Origin of the sequence: Microbacterium sp. Cr-K20 (assembly GCF_000708325.1) — a bacterium.
Classification (GTDB): Bacteria; Actinomycetota; Actinomycetes; order Actinomycetales; family Microbacteriaceae; genus Microbacterium.
Window position 1 is genome coordinate 12,404 of the sequence record NZ_JARE01000042.1, and the last position, 15,671, is coordinate 28,074.

At 71.4% G+C, this 15,671-nt stretch carries 15 protein-coding genes; 10 read left to right on the forward strand and 5 right to left on the reverse strand.

What is annotated here, in order from left to right; all coding sequences use genetic code 11:
* Positions 1–131: 131 nt before the first annotated feature.
* Positions 132–1,652, forward strand: coding sequence for an SDR family NAD(P)-dependent oxidoreductase (locus GZ67_RS0106480; RefSeq protein ID WP_029261402.1), 1,521 nt, complete (start codon positions 132–134; stop codon positions 1,650–1,652).
* A gap of 157 nt (positions 1,653–1,809) precedes the next feature.
* Here GZ67_RS0106480 and GZ67_RS0106485 read toward each other — a convergent pair whose 3' ends face one another.
* Positions 1,810–2,148, reverse strand: coding sequence for a winged helix-turn-helix transcriptional regulator (locus GZ67_RS0106485; RefSeq protein ID WP_029261403.1), 339 nt, complete (start codon positions 2,146–2,148; stop codon positions 1,810–1,812).
* Between the two features lie 77 nt (positions 2,149–2,225).
* On the opposite strand from GZ67_RS0106485, the gene GZ67_RS0106490 reads away from it, so the two are divergent.
* Entirely contained in the window at positions 2,226–2,882 is a 657-nt protein-coding gene (locus GZ67_RS0106490) for an FMN-dependent NADH-azoreductase (protein WP_029261404.1), read from the forward strand.
* A 178-nt stretch (positions 2,883–3,060) separates the two neighbouring features.
* On the opposite strand, the gene GZ67_RS0106495 is transcribed toward GZ67_RS0106490, so the two are convergent.
* Positions 3,061–4,128 (reverse strand): sensor histidine kinase, encoded by a 1,068-nt coding sequence (locus GZ67_RS0106495; protein WP_029261405.1) that lies wholly within the window; start codon positions 4,126–4,128, stop codon positions 3,061–3,063.
* Positions 4,129–4,138: 10 nt separating this feature from the next.
* Positions 4,139–4,810: a response regulator transcription factor gene (locus GZ67_RS0106500; RefSeq protein ID WP_029261406.1), complete on the reverse strand. Its 672-nt coding sequence runs from the start codon at positions 4,808–4,810 to the stop codon at positions 4,139–4,141.
* 87 nt (positions 4,811–4,897) lie between these two features.
* Here GZ67_RS0106500 and GZ67_RS0106505 point away from each other — a divergent pair, with 87 nt between their 5' ends.
* Genes GZ67_RS0106505 through GZ67_RS0106525 form a run of 5 tightly spaced genes read left to right on the forward strand, consistent with a single transcriptional unit; the run spans position 4,898 to position 9,116 of the window.
* Positions 4,898–5,578 (forward strand): M15 family metallopeptidase, encoded by a 681-nt coding sequence (locus tag GZ67_RS0106505; RefSeq protein ID WP_029261407.1) that lies wholly within the window; start codon positions 4,898–4,900, stop codon positions 5,576–5,578.
* Entirely contained in the window at positions 5,575–6,696 is a 1,122-nt protein-coding gene (gene alr / locus GZ67_RS0106510; protein WP_029261408.1) for an alanine racemase, read from the forward strand. The genes GZ67_RS0106505 and alr overlap by 4 nt, the downstream gene beginning before the upstream one ends.
* The gene (locus GZ67_RS0106515; RefSeq protein WP_029261409.1) at positions 6,693–7,643 is read left to right on the forward strand and encodes a D-alanine--D-alanine ligase family protein; all 951 of its coding nucleotides are present in this window, start codon (positions 6,693–6,695) and stop codon (positions 7,641–7,643) included. The genes alr and GZ67_RS0106515 overlap by 4 nt, the downstream gene beginning before the upstream one ends.
* Complete coding sequence (locus GZ67_RS0106520) at positions 7,640–8,686, forward strand: acyltransferase family protein (protein WP_051662389.1); 1,047 nt, start codon at positions 7,640–7,642, stop codon at positions 8,684–8,686. The genes GZ67_RS0106515 and GZ67_RS0106520 overlap by 4 nt, the downstream gene beginning before the upstream one ends.
* Positions 8,687–8,726: 40 nt before the next feature.
* Positions 8,727–9,116 (forward strand): VOC family protein, encoded by a 390-nt coding sequence (locus tag GZ67_RS0106525; RefSeq protein WP_029261411.1) that lies wholly within the window; start codon positions 8,727–8,729, stop codon positions 9,114–9,116.
* On the opposite strand, the gene GZ67_RS0106530 is transcribed toward GZ67_RS0106525, so the two are convergent.
* Together GZ67_RS0106530 and GZ67_RS21135 are read right to left on the reverse strand one after the other, a co-directional pair.
* Positions 9,103–10,770 (reverse strand): ATP-binding cassette domain-containing protein, encoded by a 1,668-nt coding sequence (locus tag GZ67_RS0106530; RefSeq protein WP_081859908.1) that lies wholly within the window; start codon positions 10,768–10,770, stop codon positions 9,103–9,105. The two genes, GZ67_RS0106525 and GZ67_RS0106530, sit on opposite strands and share 14 nt — an antisense overlap.
* Positions 10,767–12,434 (reverse strand): ATP-binding cassette domain-containing protein, encoded by a 1,668-nt coding sequence (locus tag GZ67_RS21135; protein ID WP_081859909.1) that lies wholly within the window; start codon positions 12,432–12,434, stop codon positions 10,767–10,769. Before GZ67_RS21135 ends, GZ67_RS0106530 begins: the two co-directional genes overlap by 4 nt.
* An 86-nt stretch (positions 12,435–12,520) precedes the next feature.
* Between GZ67_RS21135 and GZ67_RS0106540 the strand changes: the two genes are divergently transcribed.
* Genes GZ67_RS0106540 through GZ67_RS0106550 form a run of 3 tightly spaced genes read left to right on the forward strand, consistent with a single transcriptional unit; the run spans position 12,521 to position 15,485 of the window.
* Complete coding sequence (locus GZ67_RS0106540; protein WP_081859914.1) at positions 12,521–13,663, forward strand: FecCD family ABC transporter permease; 1,143 nt, start codon at positions 12,521–12,523, stop codon at positions 13,661–13,663.
* Positions 13,660–14,472 carry an ABC transporter ATP-binding protein gene (locus GZ67_RS0106545; protein WP_029261415.1) on the forward strand — a complete coding sequence of 271 codons (813 nt, stop codon included), beginning with the start codon at positions 13,660–13,662 and terminating at the stop codon, positions 14,470–14,472. Before GZ67_RS0106540 ends, GZ67_RS0106545 begins: the two co-directional genes overlap by 4 nt.
* A complete protein-coding gene (locus tag GZ67_RS0106550) occupies positions 14,469–15,485 on the forward strand; it encodes an ABC transporter substrate-binding protein (RefSeq protein WP_029261416.1) in 1,017 nt (338 codons plus the stop codon). Before GZ67_RS0106545 ends, GZ67_RS0106550 begins: the two co-directional genes overlap by 4 nt.
* The last annotated feature ends 186 nt before the right edge of the window (positions 15,486–15,671 follow it).

Consider the following 15,671-nt stretch of genomic DNA (forward strand, 5'->3'; position numbering starts at 1 on the left):
GCTTGCCTGCGTCGACAGCCGGTGCACTCGGCGACAAGCCGTGCACTCGGCAACGCGGGGCGTGCGGCACGGGGGGCGGCACGGGGGGGCGGCGGGGCGGATGCCCAGGACGCTCGCGTAAAATCAGCACAATGACCGACGCCCCCTCCGACGCTGCACCCGACCTCGGACCGGGCGTCGACCCCGACGATCTCGCCACGACTCTTCGCGTGCTGGCCGAACTGCATCAGATCGACAACGAGCACCCGGACTTCGTCGCCGTGCGCCACGCGACCGCGGCGATGTTCAAGGCCGTCAAGCGCGTGCGCCGCAAGGAGATCCGCGACGCGATCGCCGAGGCCGACAAGGCCGTCGTCGCCCGCACCGCCACCGGGGCGCCCGACCGCATCGACGACGAGACCCGCGGTCACGACCTCGCCACCAGCGTGGTGGACGCCCCCATCGCCGGCGAGCTGCTCAAGCCCCGCAACTGCTACATCTGCAAGCAGCCGTACACGCAGGTCGACGCCTTCTATCACCAGCTCTGCCCGGACTGCGCCCGCTTCAGCCACGGCAAGCGCAACGCCCGCACCGACCTCACGGGCAAGCGCGCCCTGCTCACGGGCGGCCGCGCCAAGATCGGCATGCACATCGCGCTGCGGCTGCTGCGCGACGGCGCGCACACCACCATCACGACCCGGTTCCCGCGCGACGCCGTTCGCCGCTTCTCGGCCCTGCCCGACTCAGGCGACTGGCTGCACCGCCTGCGCGTCGTCGGTATCGACCTGCGCGACCCCGCCCAGGTGATCGGCCTCGCCGACTCGGTCGCGGCTCAGGGTCCGCTCGACATCCTCATCAACAACGCCGCGCAGACCGTGCGCCGCTCGCCGGGTGCGTACTCGCTGCTGGCGGATGCCGAGCTGCAGCCGCTGCCCGACGGACCGCTTCCCGAGATGGAGACCTTCGGGCACACCGCCGACCCGCACCCGCAGGCGCTGCAGGCGTCGGTCGACGCGCATCCGCTCCTCTCGGTCGCGGCCCTCGGTGGCACGGTCGCGGAGCAGGGCGGTCAGGCGCTCACGGCCGAAGACCTCGCGCGGCTCGCGATGGCTCCCGGGTCGTCGTCGCTCGAGAAGCACGCCGACGGTACCGCGATCGACGCCGGCGGACTCGTGCCCGACGTGAACCGCGTCAACAGCTGGGTGCAGTCGATCGAGCAGGTCGATCCGCTCGAGATGCTCGAGGTGCAGCTGGCCAACACGACGGCGCCGTTCCTGCTCATCAGTCGTCTGCGTGCGTCGATGGCGGCATCCGATTCGCACCGCAAGTATGTGGTGAACGTGTCGGCCATGGAGGGGCAGTTCTCCCGCCGCTACAAGGGCCCCGGGCACCCGCACACGAACATGGCCAAGGCCGCGCTCAACATGCTCACCCGCACCAGCGCCGGCGAGATGCTCGAGAAGGACGGCATCCTGATGACCGCCGTCGACACCGGCTGGATCACCGACGAGCGCCCGCACTACACGAAGGTGCGCCTGGCCGAAGAGGGGTTCCACGCCCCGCTCGACCTCGTCGACGGTGCCGCCCGCGTGTACGACCCGATCGTGCGCGGCGAGGCCGGCGAAGACGTGCACGGCGTGTTCCTGAAGGACTACGAGCCCAGCCCCTGGTGACGGCGGTCGGGCGTCCACATGCATGAGGAAAACCCGGATGCATGAGGATTCCTCGGTGTCTTCGCATGCATCCGTCGTTCGGTCATGCAGGTGAGGGGCGGATGCCGTGTCAGTGGGCGCGAGCCGGAGGTGGGGATAGTGCTGCGGACGTGCCGCGTCAGTGCGCGCGCTCGGCGAGGTTGGCGGATGCCCAGCGGCCGAGCTGGTCGAGGATCGGCAGCAGTCCCTCGCCGCTGGAGGTGAGGGCGTACGACACCGTGATCGGCGGCCCGGCGTCGACCGTGCGCGCGACGAGACCGGCGTCGGAGAGTTCTGCCAGGCGGTCGGAGAGCACGGTGTCGCTGATGCCGGCGACGGAGCGGCGCAGGGCGACGAAGGTCGAAGGGCCGCCGCCGAGTGACGAGACGATCATGCCGTTCCACCGTTTGCCGAGCACGCTGAAGGCCAGTGTGACGGCGGCGTCGCACACCTGACGTTCTTCCTCGACCTCGGCCATGCACACATCCTACCCGTGCTACGTTAACCGGTGTCGCTAATAAAAACCTAGCGACTACGAAAACGAGAGGTAGGCCCATGTCCCTGTTCCGCCTGGATGCCAGCATCCTTCCCGCGTCGTCCGCCAGCCGCGCGCTCGCCGACCTCGTCGAGGCCGAGTGGACCGCATCCCACCCCGACTCGACCGTCACCCGCCGCGACCTGGCGAGCGACCCCGTGCCCGCGACCGCCTGGGCGGATGCCGTCACCGGCGGCTTCGTCGACGAGGCCCAGCGCACCTCCGCTCAGAACGATGCCCGTGCGCTCGCGACCTCGTTCGCCGACGAGCTGATCGGCGCCGACGCCCTGCTGTTCGCCGTGCCGCTGTACAACTACGGCGTCTCGCAGCACTTCAAGACCTGGTTCGACCTGGCCTACACCGACCCGCGCATCGACCCGACGGGCACCGCGCTGAACGGCAAGCCCGCGACGCTCGTCACCGTGCTCGGCGGCAACTACGCAGAGGGCTCGCCCAAGGAGGGCTGGGACCACTCGACCGGCTGGCTGCGCCGCGTGCTCGAAGACGTCTGGGGCCTCGACCTGCGCGTCGTGCAGCGTCCCTTCACCCTCGTCGGCGTGAACCCGGCGCTCGACGCGTTCACCGACACGGCGCGCGAGCTCAAGGAGAACGCCGAGGCCGACGCCCGCACCTTCGGCCGCGAGCTCGCCGCGACGCGCGACCCCCGCGTGGCCTGACCCGGCCAGGGTCCGGCATCCGCCGGTCGCAGCATCCGTCCGGTCCGGCCCCCGTCCACTTGTCGGGAGAATGTCCGGATGTCGGACCGGAACGCGGTTTCCGGTCCGACATCCGTGAAAAGTCCCGACAGATGAACGGCGGGACGGCGGGGCGGACGGATGCCGGAACCGCCGTCGGTCAGGCGGGAGGCGCCGCCGGGTACGGATGCGGCAGCCACACCGTCACGATCAGACCGCCGTCCGGGCGCGGGGTGAGCACCAGGGTGCCTCCGTGCGCCTGGGTGATGCGGTCGACGATCGCGAGACCCAGTCCCGCCCCGGCATGGTCGTCGCCGCGGGTGCGCTCGGCGCCGCGCTGGAACGGCTCGACGAGGGTCGCCACGAGAGGCGCCGGCAGCACCTCGCCGGTGTTCTCGACCACCAGCGCTACCGCCTGCGGCATCGAGTGCGTGCGCACGGCCACAGCCCCTCCGGCGGGCAGGTTGTGCACGATCGCGTTGAGCACGAGGTTCGTGACCAACTGCGGCAGCAGCGCCGCCGACCCGAGTACCGACGCGGGTGCGCCGCCCACCTCGACGGCCACTCCTCGGCGGTCGGCGAGCGGCAGCAGCGCCTCCACCGCCCCTTCGGCGAGCAGGGAGAGGTCGACGATCTCGCGCGGGAACGTCCTGCGGTCGGCGCGGCTCAGCAGCAGCAGCGCCTCGGTGAGCTCGATCGCCCGGGTGTTCACCTCACGCAGCCGCGCGATCAGGGCATCGACATCGCGGTCCGGATCGGCTTCGGCGACCTCGAGCAGTGTCTGCGAGATCGCGAGCGGGGTCCGCAGCTCGTGCGAGGCGTTCGCGGCGAACCGCTGCTGCTCGGCGACGTGCGCCTCGAGCTGTTCGAGCATCGAGTCGAAGACATCGGCCAGGTCGCGGAACTCGTCGCGGGGGCCGGCGAGCGACACGCGGTGTGACAGGGATCCCTGCGCGGCGAGCCGGGCGGCGTCGCCGATGCGGTCGAGCGGCGCCAGCATCCGTCCGGCCAGCAGCCACCCGGCGCCGAGACCGAACGCGAGCAGCACCAGCATGACCATCGAGGCCACCGGCACGAACGCCCGGCTGAGGTCGCCGCGGTTGGGGAAGAAGTCGACGGTGTCCGGCACGTAGCGCAGCAGGAACAACCCGACCGCGGCGAGGAGCAGACCTCCCGACACCACCACGATCACCGCGTAGCTCAGCGTGAGTTTGAGGCGGGCGCTCATCCCGCGGCGCCTAGGCATCGGCATCCGTCCCGATGCGGTACCCGACACCCGGCACCGTGAGGATCAGCCACGGCTCGCCCAGTCGCTTGCGCAGCGACGACACCGTGATGCGCACGGCGTTCGTGAACGGGTCGGCGTTCTCGTCCCAGGCCCGCTCCAGCAGCTCTTCGGCGCTGACCACCCCGCCCTCCGCGTCGACCAGCACCTCCAGCACGGCGAACTGCTTGCGGGTGAGCGCGACGTAGCGGTCGTCGCGGTAGACCTCGCGGCGGAACGGGTCCAACCGCAGCCCGGCGACCTCGAGCACCGGCGGGCGGCTGCGCTGACGGCGGCGGTCGAGGGCGCGCAGGCGCAGCACCAGCTCCCGCAGCTCGAACGGCTTGGTCAGGTAGTCGTCGGCGCCGATCTCGAAGCCGCTCGCCTTGTCGTCGAGCCGGTCGGCGGCGGTCAGCATCAGGATCGGGATGCCGCTGCCGGAGGCCACGATCCACCGGGCGATGTCGTCGCCCGACGGTCCGGGCACGTCGCGGTCGAGCACGGCGAGGTCGTAGGAGTTGATGCTCAGCAGCTCCAACGCGGAGTCGCCGTCGCCGGCGATGTCGGCTGCGATCGCCTCCAGGCGCAGCCCATCGCGGACCGCCTCGGCGAGGTAGGGCTCGTCCTCGACGATCAGCACACGCATGGCTGAGATCCTACGCAGTGCGACATATCGGGAGCATATGGAAAAGCGCATACGCCCTCGCAACCGGCGTGCTTCTTCACTGGAAGCATGAACACCCGCACCACCTCCCGTACTCCGAGAGCGCGCCGTCGTCGGTTCGCCGTCGCTGCTGTCGCCCTCGCTCTCGCCGTGATCGTCGCGTTCGCGGTGCAGCAGTCGCTGTCCGTGGCCTTCGCCGATGCCGCCCGCCCCGGCACTCTCCCCGTGCCGACCGACCGGCCCGCCGAGGGCGGAACCGCCGGCGCCGGCACGGGCTCGGTCATCGCCCCGAGCGAGGCCGACGGCGTGATCCGCGATGGCGACCAGCCGACCGTGTTCGACGTCGACCGGGTGGCGGTCGGCAACCTCGATCCCGCCCTGCTCGCGGCGCTGCAGCGTGCGGCAGCGGATGCCGAGGGCGACGGCATCACGTTCCGGGTGAACAGCGGATGGCGCACCCCGGCACTGCAGGAGCGGATGCTGCAGGACGCGATCGTGCAGTACGGCTCCGAGGCCGAGGCGCGGCGCTGGGTGGCCACGCCCGAGACTTCGGAGCACGTGACGGGTGACGCCGTCGACCTCGGCCCGCTGCCCGCGCTCGACTGGCTCGTCCAGTGGGGGTGGCGTTACGGGCTCTGCCAGATCTACGCCAACGAGACCTGGCACTACGAACTGCGTCCGGATGCCGCCGACGACGGCTGTCCCGAGATGCTCGCCGACCCGACCGCCGACCCGAGGATGCAGCGATGACCACTCTTTCCCCCGAGCGCGTGACCCTCTCGCGCCTGCACGCACCCACCCTGCAGACGATTCCGGATGCCGTCGCCGAGAACCTGCGGCGGGTGCGCGCCGCGACGACCGCCCGCATCATGGCCGTGGTCAAGGCCGACGGCTACGGGCACGGTGCCGTCACCGTCGCGCGGGCCGCGGTGGATGCCGGCGCCGAGTGGCTGGGGGTCACGGATGTCGCAGAAGCCGTCGCACTCCGCGACGCCGGGCTCACGGTGCCGATCCTCTCCTGGTTGAACCCCTCCGGCGTCGACGCTGCCGCCGCAGCCGAGCACCGCGTCGACATCGCGGTCGGCTCGGTCGAAGAGCTGCGGCAGCTGATCGCGGATGCCGCGGATCCGGTGCGCGTGCACCTGCAGCTCGACACCGGCATGGCTCGTGGGGGAGCGCCGCTGGAGGAGTGGCCGGAGCTGCTCCGACTCGCGCGCACGGGGCGGGGGCGGGTGGAGGTCGGCGGGGTGATGGGGCATCTGCCGCGGGCGGACGAGGCCGATCCGGCGGCGAACGCGGCGGCGGTGCTGCGTCTGCGGCAGGGGAGGGATGCCGTGCTGCGCGCGGGTTTCGGCCCGGTGGTCGTGCATCTCGCCGCGACCTCCGGCGCGCTGACCGACCCGGCGACGCACTTCGACCTGGTGCGGGTCGGCGCGGGGCTGGTCGGGATCGACCCCTCGGAGACCACCGTGCTCGCCGGGGCGTCGCGGTGGACCGCGCCCGTCGTGCACAGTGCGCTCGTGCCGGCGGGGACCGCGGTCGGCTACGGCGGTGCGCACACGACCGACCGGGAGACGCACCTCAGCGTGGTCGGGGTCGGATACGCCGACGGCATTCCGCGCGAGCTCGCGCCCGGCGCCGGGGTGGAGATCGGCGGGGCGCGGCATCCGATCGTGGGGAGGGTCTCGATGGACCAGATCGTCGTCGACACGGGATCGGTGCTGTTCCCGCGCGGGGTGGTCGCGACCGTGTTCGGGCCGGAGGGTGGGGCCGTGCCATCGGTGCAGGAGTGGGCGCGGTGGGCGGGCAGCATCCCGCACACCATCGTGACCGGCATCGGCGCACGAGTGCAGAGGAGCGTGGCATGACGACGAAGGTGCTGGTCATCGGGGGCGGACAGAACCCCGAGCACGAGGTCTCCCTGGCTTCCGCGGCGGCGGTGGCCGCGGCGCTGCGGATGGGCGATCACGACGTCACGTGCGTGACGATCGACCGCGACGGGATCTGGCGCGTGGAGGGACGGCCGAACGGGGGATCGGCGGCAGAGTCGCTCGCGCTCGCGCTGCCGCTGCTCACCCGCACGGATGTGGTGTTCCCGGCCGTGCACGGCGCTCTCGGGGAGGACGGCGCGCTCGCGGCGCTGTGCGCGCTCGCCGGAGTGCGGGTCGTCGGATCGGGGCTGCGGGCGGGAGCCATCGGCATGGACAAGTGGACGACCAAGCTCGTCGCGGATGCCGTGGGTCTCGGCACCGCCCGCGGCCGACTCGTCGCCGCCGACGACATCGGTGACGTGGAGTTCGAGGGGGAGGTCGTCGTCAAGCCGGTGTCGGCCGGTTCGAGTCACGGTGTCGGCCTCGTCACGGAGGAGGGGCAGCTGCTCGCGGCGCTGCGGGAGGCCGCGCGCTTCGATCGGCGCATCCTCGTCGAGGAGGTCGTGCGGGGGCGCGAGATCGACGTGGCGGTGCTGCGCGAGAAGGGGGGCATCCGGTGGGCGGCGCCGCCGCTGGAGATCCACGCGACCGGGCTGTTCGACACGGCCACGAAGTACGACGGCAGCGCGCGGTTCACGGTGCCGGCGCAGCTGGATGCCGCCGAGACGGCTGCGCTCAAGCGGGCGGCGATCGCCGTGTTCGATGCCCTCGGGTGCGACGGCGTCGCGCGCATGGACTTCTTCCTCACCGAGCGGGGGCCGGCGCTGAACGAGGTCAACACGATGCCGGGGCTCACCGCCGCCTCGCAGGTGCCGCGGATGTTCGCCGCGGCGGGTGTGACCTACGTCGACCTGGTCTCGCGACTCGTGCGCGCGGCCTCGTGACCGCGCCCGCGCCCGCGCCCCGGGTCGGATGGCCGGATGTCGCGAAGGGCATCTGCATCCTGCTCGTCGTGCTCTGGCACGTGGTCACGAAGGTCGTGGTCGGCATCCCCGGCGCGGGAGCGGTGACGGATGCCTGGGTGATGCTCAACGCCCAGCTCCTGCCGCTGCGCATCCCGCTGTTCTTCCTGGTCTCCGGGATGTTCGCGGCGCGGGCGGTGCTCGCCGGGGACGGTGCCTCCTGGCGACGTCGGGCCGGCCGGCTCGCACTGCTCTACCTCGTGTGGGTGCTGATCCAGACGGCCGTGCTCGCGCTCGCACCGGAGTTCGACACGGCGCGGGCGACCAGCGGGTGGGAGCTGCTCGCGCAGCTCACCATCAGTCCGACGAACCTCTGGTACCTGCTCGCGCTCGCGGTGTATCTCGCGGTCGGGCGGCTGACGCGCGGGCTCCCGACCCTCGCCGTGCTGTCGATGGCGTTCGTGATCGCCGCCGTCGCCGGTGCGGGTCTCCTTCCCGATCTCGGCAACCTGTGGCAGCTGGTGCAGAACCTGTTCTTCTTCCTCATCGGGTTGCGGCTGCGGGCCATCGTCGAACGCTTCGCGGCGAGGAGCGGGGTCGGTGTGCTGCTCGCGCTCGCCGCCGGGTACGCGGGGGCACTCGCCGTCGTCTCCGTGCTCGGCATCCGCCTCGTGCCCGGAACCTGGCCGCTGCTCTGCCTGGTCGCGGTGGCATTCGGGGTGTCGCTCAGCGTGCTCATCGACCGGCATGTCGAGGTCGTCGCGCGGCCGCTGCGGTGGATCGGCCGACGGACCCTGCCGATCTACGTGCTGCACATGATGCCGCTCGCGCTGATCGATGCCGGGTTGCGGGCGGCCGGGTGGCGGACGACACCGGTGCTCGAGACCGTCGGACCTCTTGTGCTGACGGCGGTGGTGATCGCCGTGTGCCTGGCGGTTCACGCGCTGCTGGTGCGCTGCGGTCTCGGGGCACTGTTCGATCCGCTGCGGGTGACCGATCGGCTCACGACCCGCGTCCGGCGATGACCCCCTCGACAACCGCCGGGCGACGGCGGACCATGGAGTCATGGCGGCCTTCACAGCGGACAACGCATTCAGCGGTTTCAGCGTCGACGACATCGACGCGGCGAAAGAGTTCTACGGCACGACCCTCGGCCTCGACGTCGAGGTCAACGCGATGGGGTTCCTCGACCTGCGGCTGCCGAGCGGCGGGTCGATCCTCGTGTACGCGAAGCCGAACCACACGCCGGCGAGCTTCACGATCCTGAACTTCCCGGTCGCGGATGTCGACGCCGCGGTGGACGAGCTCATCGCGCGCGGCGTGCAGACCAAGATCTACAGCGACGAGGAGTTCCCCTCCGATGCGCGTGGCATCGTCCGCGGCAACGGGCAGGGCCCGGACATCGCGTGGTTCCGCGACCCGGCCGGGAACGTGCTCGCGGTCATGCAGGCCTGACGCGGAGTCGGACGACGCGGGGCAGCCGCTCCAGCGTCTCCCTCCGATGCGAGGCGACGAGCAGTGTGCCGTCGAACTCCGCGAGCACGTCCGAGATCCGCGCCTCGGTGTCGGGGTCGAGGCTCGCGGTGACCTCATCGACGACGAGGATCCGCGGGTCCCGTACCAGCGCTCTGGCGAGGGCCAGCCGTGCACGCTGCCCCCCGGAGAGGCGGACTCCGTGCTCGCCGATCCGGTCGTCGAGCCCGATGCCGTCGTCGACGCCCACCCGCGCGAGGGCTTCCTGGAGAGCGGTGTCTTCGCGGTACTCTGCGCCGCGGAGCAGGTTGTCCCTGACCGTCCCGTGGAACAGTCGCGCATCCTGCTCCACGAAAGCGACGGCGCGGCGGAGATCCTCGTCGGCGATCTCGGGAAGGGGATGCCGACCGCCGTCGGCGTCGACCAGGGAGATGCTGCCGGACGAGGGATCCCAGAGGCGCGCGGCCAGGGCGATCACCGTGCTCTTACCGGCACCTGATGCTCCGGCGAGACCGACGTGCTCTCCCGGAGCGAGCTCCATCGACCAGGCACGCAGCGCGTCCGTCTCGTCGTCATACGAGAAGGAGACCGCGTCGAAGCGGATGCCGAGCGGACCGTGCGGGAGCGGGTGCGGCTCGAGGGCCATCGTCACGACTGCCGGACGGGTGAGCGCCGCTGTCACGCGCCGGGCACTCGCGGTGAGCGGGTGCAGCTCGGTGAGGGTGTGGCTCGCCTCGCCGATGGCGGCCACTCCCGCGATGCCGAGGGCGATGACGGCGGGAAGCATCCCGGCGATCTGCGGGCTCGGCGTGCGCGCATCGGCTCCTCCGCTCGCGACGACGGCCGCCAGCAGGATTCCGATGACGACCGCGGTGAGCACGAGTTCGCGGGCGCCGTCGACGGCCTCGCCGAGCAGCGCCCTGCGGAGCGAGGTGCGGGCGGCGCGACGCGTGCGGGCCACCGTGTCGCGCACGATCCTCGCCCGCAGTCCGTAGGCGAGGATCTCGCGCATCGCACCGAGTGCGTCGACCAGACGCTCCGCCTGCTCTTCGCGCTCCGCCTGTTCCGCGGCCCCGAGCCGGCGTACCGGACGGGCGCCCCACAGCGCGGTGGACGCGACGAGCGCGCCGCCGAGCAGGACGACCGCCGACGCGGTGGGCATGACCCACGCGGTTCCGATCAGGGCGACGAGGAACAGCGTGAGCGAGGCGCCGATCTGGGCGATGGTGTGGGCGTAGAAGAACTCCAGCTTCTCGATGTCGGTCATCGCCACGGAGGCCGCGCGACCGGAGTGCTCTCGCCGACGACCGGGGACACTCCGGGCGTACGCGTCGAAGAGCGCCCCGCGAAGCCGCGCGAGAACCCGGTACGCGAGCGCATGCGACACGTCCATCTCCCGCCACGTGAGCACGGCGCGCAGCAGCACCAGCACCACGAGCCCCGCCCACCATGCCGCGGTCGGCCAGACGCCGAGCGCGACGGCCTGGCCGACCCCGAGTGCCGACAGCACCGCGATGGCGGCCAATGCCAGCGTGCTCGTCGTGCTGAGCACGTAGATTCCGGCGATCCGCCGCCACTCGGGCCGCAGTGGGGGGAGGAGGGCGGTGAACACGGCCGTGGTCCCTGCAGCCGTCACGTCCGTACCTCCTGCAGCATCCCGGCATCGAGTCGGCGCACCGACGTCACGCGCTCGAGAGCTTCGGTCCGGTGGCTGATCATGAGGACGATCCGCTCGGCGGCGACCCGCTCCAGCGTCTCCGCGACCGTCTGCGCTCCGCGGTCGTCGAGTGCGCTCGTCGGTTCGTCGACCAGGAGCACGGGTCGCTGCGCCAGGAGCGCCCTGGCCAGTGCCAGCCGCTGCCGCTGCCCGCCGGAGAGGCTCGTCCCGGCCTCGGAGACCGGCGCGTCGAAGCCACCGGGTATCGCGCGGATCTCGGCCAGGATGCCGGCGGCGGCGCACGCGGCCTCCACCTCGTGGTCGTCGGCTCCGACGAGGTTCACGTTCTGCCGGATGGTCCCGGAGAAGAGCACGGGTCGCTGCGAGACCACGGCGATGTCGCTCGCTCGCAGCGGGAGCCCGTCCAAGTCGATCGTGCCCGTGGTGGGCGTGAGGAATCCGAGCAGGAGATCGAACAGGGTCGACTTGCCCGACCCCGACGCACCGACGATCGCATGCACCGCGCCCACCTCCACCTGGAGGTCGATGCCGAGCAGCACGTCGTGGTCGGCACCCGGGTAGCGATACGTGAGGTTCGACACCCGCAGCACCCGGGGGGTGGTTGCGACGCCGGAGACCTCGCTCATCGCGCCGGCATCCGCATCCGCATCTGCGTCCGCATCTGCACGCGATCCGCGGGGCCCGAACGCGCCCAGTGCGACGAGACCCGGCACGGCGGTCAGGCCGAGGAACCCCGCGTGCCAGTGCCGCGAGAGGTCACGCACGGGGCGGAACGCCTCGGACGACAGCAGCAGGATCGCGTAGACCTCGCCCCGGGGCGCGGCGCCTGTCATCACATCCCAGACCGCCACGAAGACGGCCGCGACGTACCCGGCCTGCACGGCGAAGTCGGTCACGGCGGTCGTCGCCAGAGACGATCGCATCACCCGCTCGGTCGCGCGCCGCAGGGCCTCCGACCGCTCGCGCAGCCGCTCGCGCGTCCCGGTGACATCGCCCAGGGTGCGTAGCGTGGCCATGCCGCGCAATGACTCGAGCAGGTCATCGCCGAGTGCCTCATAGGTGTCCCAGTGGTCTACGCCACGACCTGCGAGCATCCGCTGCCACGCCATCGGGCCGAGCACGGCCACGAGAATCCCGACCGTCACGCAGGCGGCCGCCGGCAGCGAGACAGCAGCCAGCAGTCCGACAGCCGCCACACTGCCGACCGCCAGCAGCACGACCGCGGGGACGTACTTCGACACGTACGCGTCGGTGCCGTCGATCCCCTCTCCCAGAGTCGCCTGCACCGACCCGTCGCGCACCGCGGGGTCGTGCAGCCGGGCGGGCGTGAGCGCCGTGGTGATCGCCCGACCGCGAAGATGCTCGCGCACTCGGCCGCCCAGCGCGGCGGCAGAGCCCGCCTTCGCCAGTGACAGGAGGATGCGGATGACGCTCACGGCGAGGATCACCGCCCCGCCGAGGAGCGCTGTGCGCACATCGCCGCCGACGAACGCCGCCAGCGACACCGCCAGCGCTCCGGCCTGCACGAGATGGGTGGCGAAGACGAGAAGGAGCAGGACGGTGCTTGTGGCCAACTCGCGGGGGAAGGCTCGGGCCTCTCGCCACAGCTCGGGCACGATCATCACGGCGGGCCTCCGGCGGGTGGATGTTCAGGGACGACTTCGACCCTAGATGATAACGATTCTCAATATCTACTAGCATGCTGCTCATGCCTCCTTCGTCCTCCGCCGCGCTCGCCGGCGACCTCGACCGTGCATCACCGCCCGCGCCGGTCGCGCGGAGCAGCCGTCCTTCGCGGCAGTCGTGGTCGACCGTCGCGCCGACGACCCTGGTTCTCGCGCTGATCGCCGCGACCCTTCTCGTGCTCGTCGTCTCCGCCGCAACCGGACCGGTCGCCGTGAGTGTGGACGAGGCGGCGCGCATCGTGATCGGACACCTCGTTCCCGGGATGCCGTGGATGTCGGACGGCAGTCTGTCGACGCTGCAGGACCAGGCGGTGTGGCAGTTCCGCCTGCCCCGTGCCCTCCTCGCCGGGCTCGCCGGTGCCGGACTCGCGCTGGCCGGGGCGATCATGCAGGTCGTCGTCCGCAACCCGCTCGCCGAGCCCTACATCCTCGGTGTCTCCTCGGGGGCGAGCGTCGGTGCCGTGCTCGTCATCGTCTCCGGAGGGGTCGCCCTCGCCGGACTCACGATGAGTGGTGCCGCCTTCCTCGGAGCCGTGGTCGCGTGCGTCCTCGTGGCCCTCCTCGCCCGGCGCCGGGGGGAACTCTCCCCGACCAGGATGATCCTCGCCGGGGTGGCGCTCGGTTCACTCCTGAGCGCGGTGACGAGCTACCTCACCATCACCACCGACGCGCAGAACGTCGTGAGCGTGATGTTCTTCCTGCTCGGAAGCGTGTCGGCGGCGACCATGTCGTCACTGCTGATCCCGGCGATCGCGCTCATCATCGCCGGCGTCGCGGTGTTCGGCCTCGCTCGGCAGATGAACGCGCTCCTCGCCGGCGACGAGTCGGCACTCGCCGTCGGCGTGCGCACGACGCGGCTGCGTGCGCTGCTCCTCGTCATCGCGTCGCTGCTCACCGGGGCGATCGTCGCTGTGAGCGGAGGGATCGGCTTCGTCGGGCTCGTCGTGCCGCACGTCGCTCGGATCCTCGTCGGCTCGGACCACCGTCGGATGCTCCCGATCACCGTTCTCGCGGGGATGCTCTTCCTGATGGTCGCCGACCTGCTGGCGCGCACGGTGGCGGCCCCGTCGGAGATCCCCCTCGGCATCCTGACCGCATTCGTCGGCGCACCGTTCTTCCTGTGGCTGATGCGCCGAGGCGGCGAGAAGGCGGGGATCGACCGATGACCATCGCCTTCCACGGCGTCGACGTCGCGCGCGGGAACCGAACCGTGCTCCACGGGGTCGACCTGACGATCGGCATCGGCAGGATCGTCGGTCTCGTCGGCCCCAACGGCAGCGGCAAGTCGACTCTGCTGCGCACGCTCTTCTCCGGACGACGGCCCCTGCGCGGACACGTCACCGTCGACGGCGCCGACGTGGCGGGGTTCGCTCCGAGGGCGCTGGCCCGGACCGTCTCGGTGATGCTGCAGGACGCGCCGTCCGAGTTCGACCTCACGGTGCGCGAGACCGTGCTCGTCGGCCGCGCCCCGCATCGTCCACCGTTCACGCGTGATTCGCCCGACGACCATCGCATCGTCGATGAGTCCCTCCGTGCGGCGGATGTCGCCGACCTCGGCGACCGGCTGATGCGTCAGCTCTCCGGCGGGCAGCGGCAGCGGGTGATGCTGGCGCGGGCTCTCGCGCAGGACGGCGAGATCCTCATCCTCGACGAGCCGACCAACCACCTCGACATCGCCCACCAGCTCGACCTGATGCGCGTCGTCTCCGGCCTGGGAAAAACGGTGGTCGCCGCGCTGCATGACCTGAACATCGCGGCGTCGTTCTGCGATGACATCGCCGTGCTCGACGAGGGGCGGCTGGTCGCCTTCGGGGCGGCGGACACCGTGCTGACCCCGGAGCTGGTGAGCGACGTGTTCCGCGTGACCGCCCGCGTTGCCCGCGAAGAGGGCACCGGCGCCCGTGCAATGACATTCCACCCCCGAACCCCCTTCGACGGGACCCGCCCGTCGGCATCACCGAGGAGAACCGAATGACATCCCGAAATCGATCCGCCCGCATTCTCGTGACGGCGCTCGGAGGGGCGACCCTCCTCGGCCTGACCGGCTGTGGCACAGGCGTCACCGCGGCCGCGCCCACGCAATCGGCGGATACGGCCGTCACGATCGAGAACTGCGGACGGAGCGTCGTCGTGCCGGAGCCTCCGTCCGCCGTGGTCGGCCTGCACCCGTCGCAGACCGAGCTGCTGCTGCGCCTCGGCCTGGCGGATCGTCTCGTCGGGCAGGCGCAGGCGACCGTGCAGGCCTTGCCGGACGACGTCGCCGCCCTCGCGGAAGGGATCCCGGTGCTCGGTGCCGACACCCCGCCGAACCGCGAGACCCTGCTCGCCGCCGAGCCCGACTTCGTGTACTCGCCGACGACCTACGAGTTCACCGCGGAGCAGGGCTTCGCGAGCCTCGAGCAGCTCGAAGAGGCGGGGGTCGCCGCCTACGTCGCCACCGGCGGCTGCTTCGATCGGCGCATGGAGGGAACCGTCGACGACCTCTTCGTCGACCTCGAGAACCTCGGCGCGATCTTCGACGTCGAGCAGGAGGCTGCGGCGCTCATCGAGGACGCGGAGGCCGACCTCGCCGAGGTCGATGCGGCTGTCGAGGAGGTCGACGAGCGGCTGCGCGTGGCGCAGGTGTACGTCGACGGCACGACTCTGACCGCGATCGGCGCGGGCATCGAGTACGACATCCTGCGGCGTGCGGGCGCCGAGGCCGTGTTCACCCCGGAGGACCCGGCCTTCGCCGACTTCTTCGCCGCCGAGATCACCCCGGAGGCGCTCGCGGCCGCGGCCCCGGACGCACTCGTCTTCGCCGCGACCGACCCCGCGCACGAGGCCGCCGCGCGCGCGTACCTCACTGCGACGTTCCCGGATATGCCGGCGGTGCAGGAGGAGCGGCTGATCGCCATCTCCACCTCGGACACCTTCCCCGGCACGCTCGGGAACATCTCGGTCGTCCACAGGATCGCGCAGGCGCTGTACCCCGACGCCTTCGCCTGAGCGCCGTGCGGGGGCCCGGACCTTGCGTGCGATGCGTGCGGTCCGGGCCATCGTGCGTCGGGCCGGCGACAGGCAGCCGTCACGTTTCGGTAACGGAACGGGGCCGTTGTTGCGCGCATGATTCCCTCCTGTTTCACTCCTATTACAACTTTCAATTTTTACTGAAGTTTCATTGATTGTTGAACG

Excerpts from the sequence above, each read along its gene's own strand:
- GZ67_RS0106480 (WP_029261402.1), top strand. The coding sequence starts at position 132 with ATGACCGACGCCCCCTCCGACGCTGCACCCGACCTCGGACCGGGCGTC.
- GZ67_RS0106485 (WP_029261403.1), bottom strand. The coding sequence starts at position 2,148 with ATGGCCGAGGTCGAGGAAGAACGTCAGGTGTGCGACGCCGCCGTCACA.
- GZ67_RS0106490 (WP_029261404.1), top strand. The coding sequence starts at position 2,226 with ATGTCCCTGTTCCGCCTGGATGCCAGCATCCTTCCCGCGTCGTCCGCC.
- GZ67_RS0106495 (WP_029261405.1), bottom strand. The coding sequence starts at position 4,128 with ATGAGCGCCCGCCTCAAACTCACGCTGAGCTACGCGGTGATCGTGGTG.
- GZ67_RS0106500 (WP_029261406.1), bottom strand. The coding sequence starts at position 4,810 with ATGCGTGTGCTGATCGTCGAGGACGAGCCCTACCTCGCCGAGGCGGTC.
- GZ67_RS0106505 (WP_029261407.1), top strand. The coding sequence starts at position 4,898 with ATGAACACCCGCACCACCTCCCGTACTCCGAGAGCGCGCCGTCGTCGG.
- alr (WP_029261408.1), top strand. The coding sequence starts at position 5,575 with ATGACCACTCTTTCCCCCGAGCGCGTGACCCTCTCGCGCCTGCACGCA.
- GZ67_RS0106515 (WP_029261409.1), top strand. The coding sequence starts at position 6,693 with ATGACGACGAAGGTGCTGGTCATCGGGGGCGGACAGAACCCCGAGCAC.
- GZ67_RS0106525 (WP_029261411.1), top strand. The coding sequence starts at position 8,727 with ATGGCGGCCTTCACAGCGGACAACGCATTCAGCGGTTTCAGCGTCGAC.
- GZ67_RS21135 (WP_081859909.1), bottom strand. The coding sequence starts at position 12,434 with ATGATCGTGCCCGAGCTGTGGCGAGAGGCCCGAGCCTTCCCCCGCGAG.
- GZ67_RS0106540 (WP_081859914.1), top strand. The coding sequence starts at position 12,521 with ATGCCTCCTTCGTCCTCCGCCGCGCTCGCCGGCGACCTCGACCGTGCA.
- GZ67_RS0106545 (WP_029261415.1), top strand. The coding sequence starts at position 13,660 with ATGACCATCGCCTTCCACGGCGTCGACGTCGCGCGCGGGAACCGAACC.
- GZ67_RS0106550 (WP_029261416.1), top strand. The coding sequence starts at position 14,469 with ATGACATCCCGAAATCGATCCGCCCGCATTCTCGTGACGGCGCTCGGA.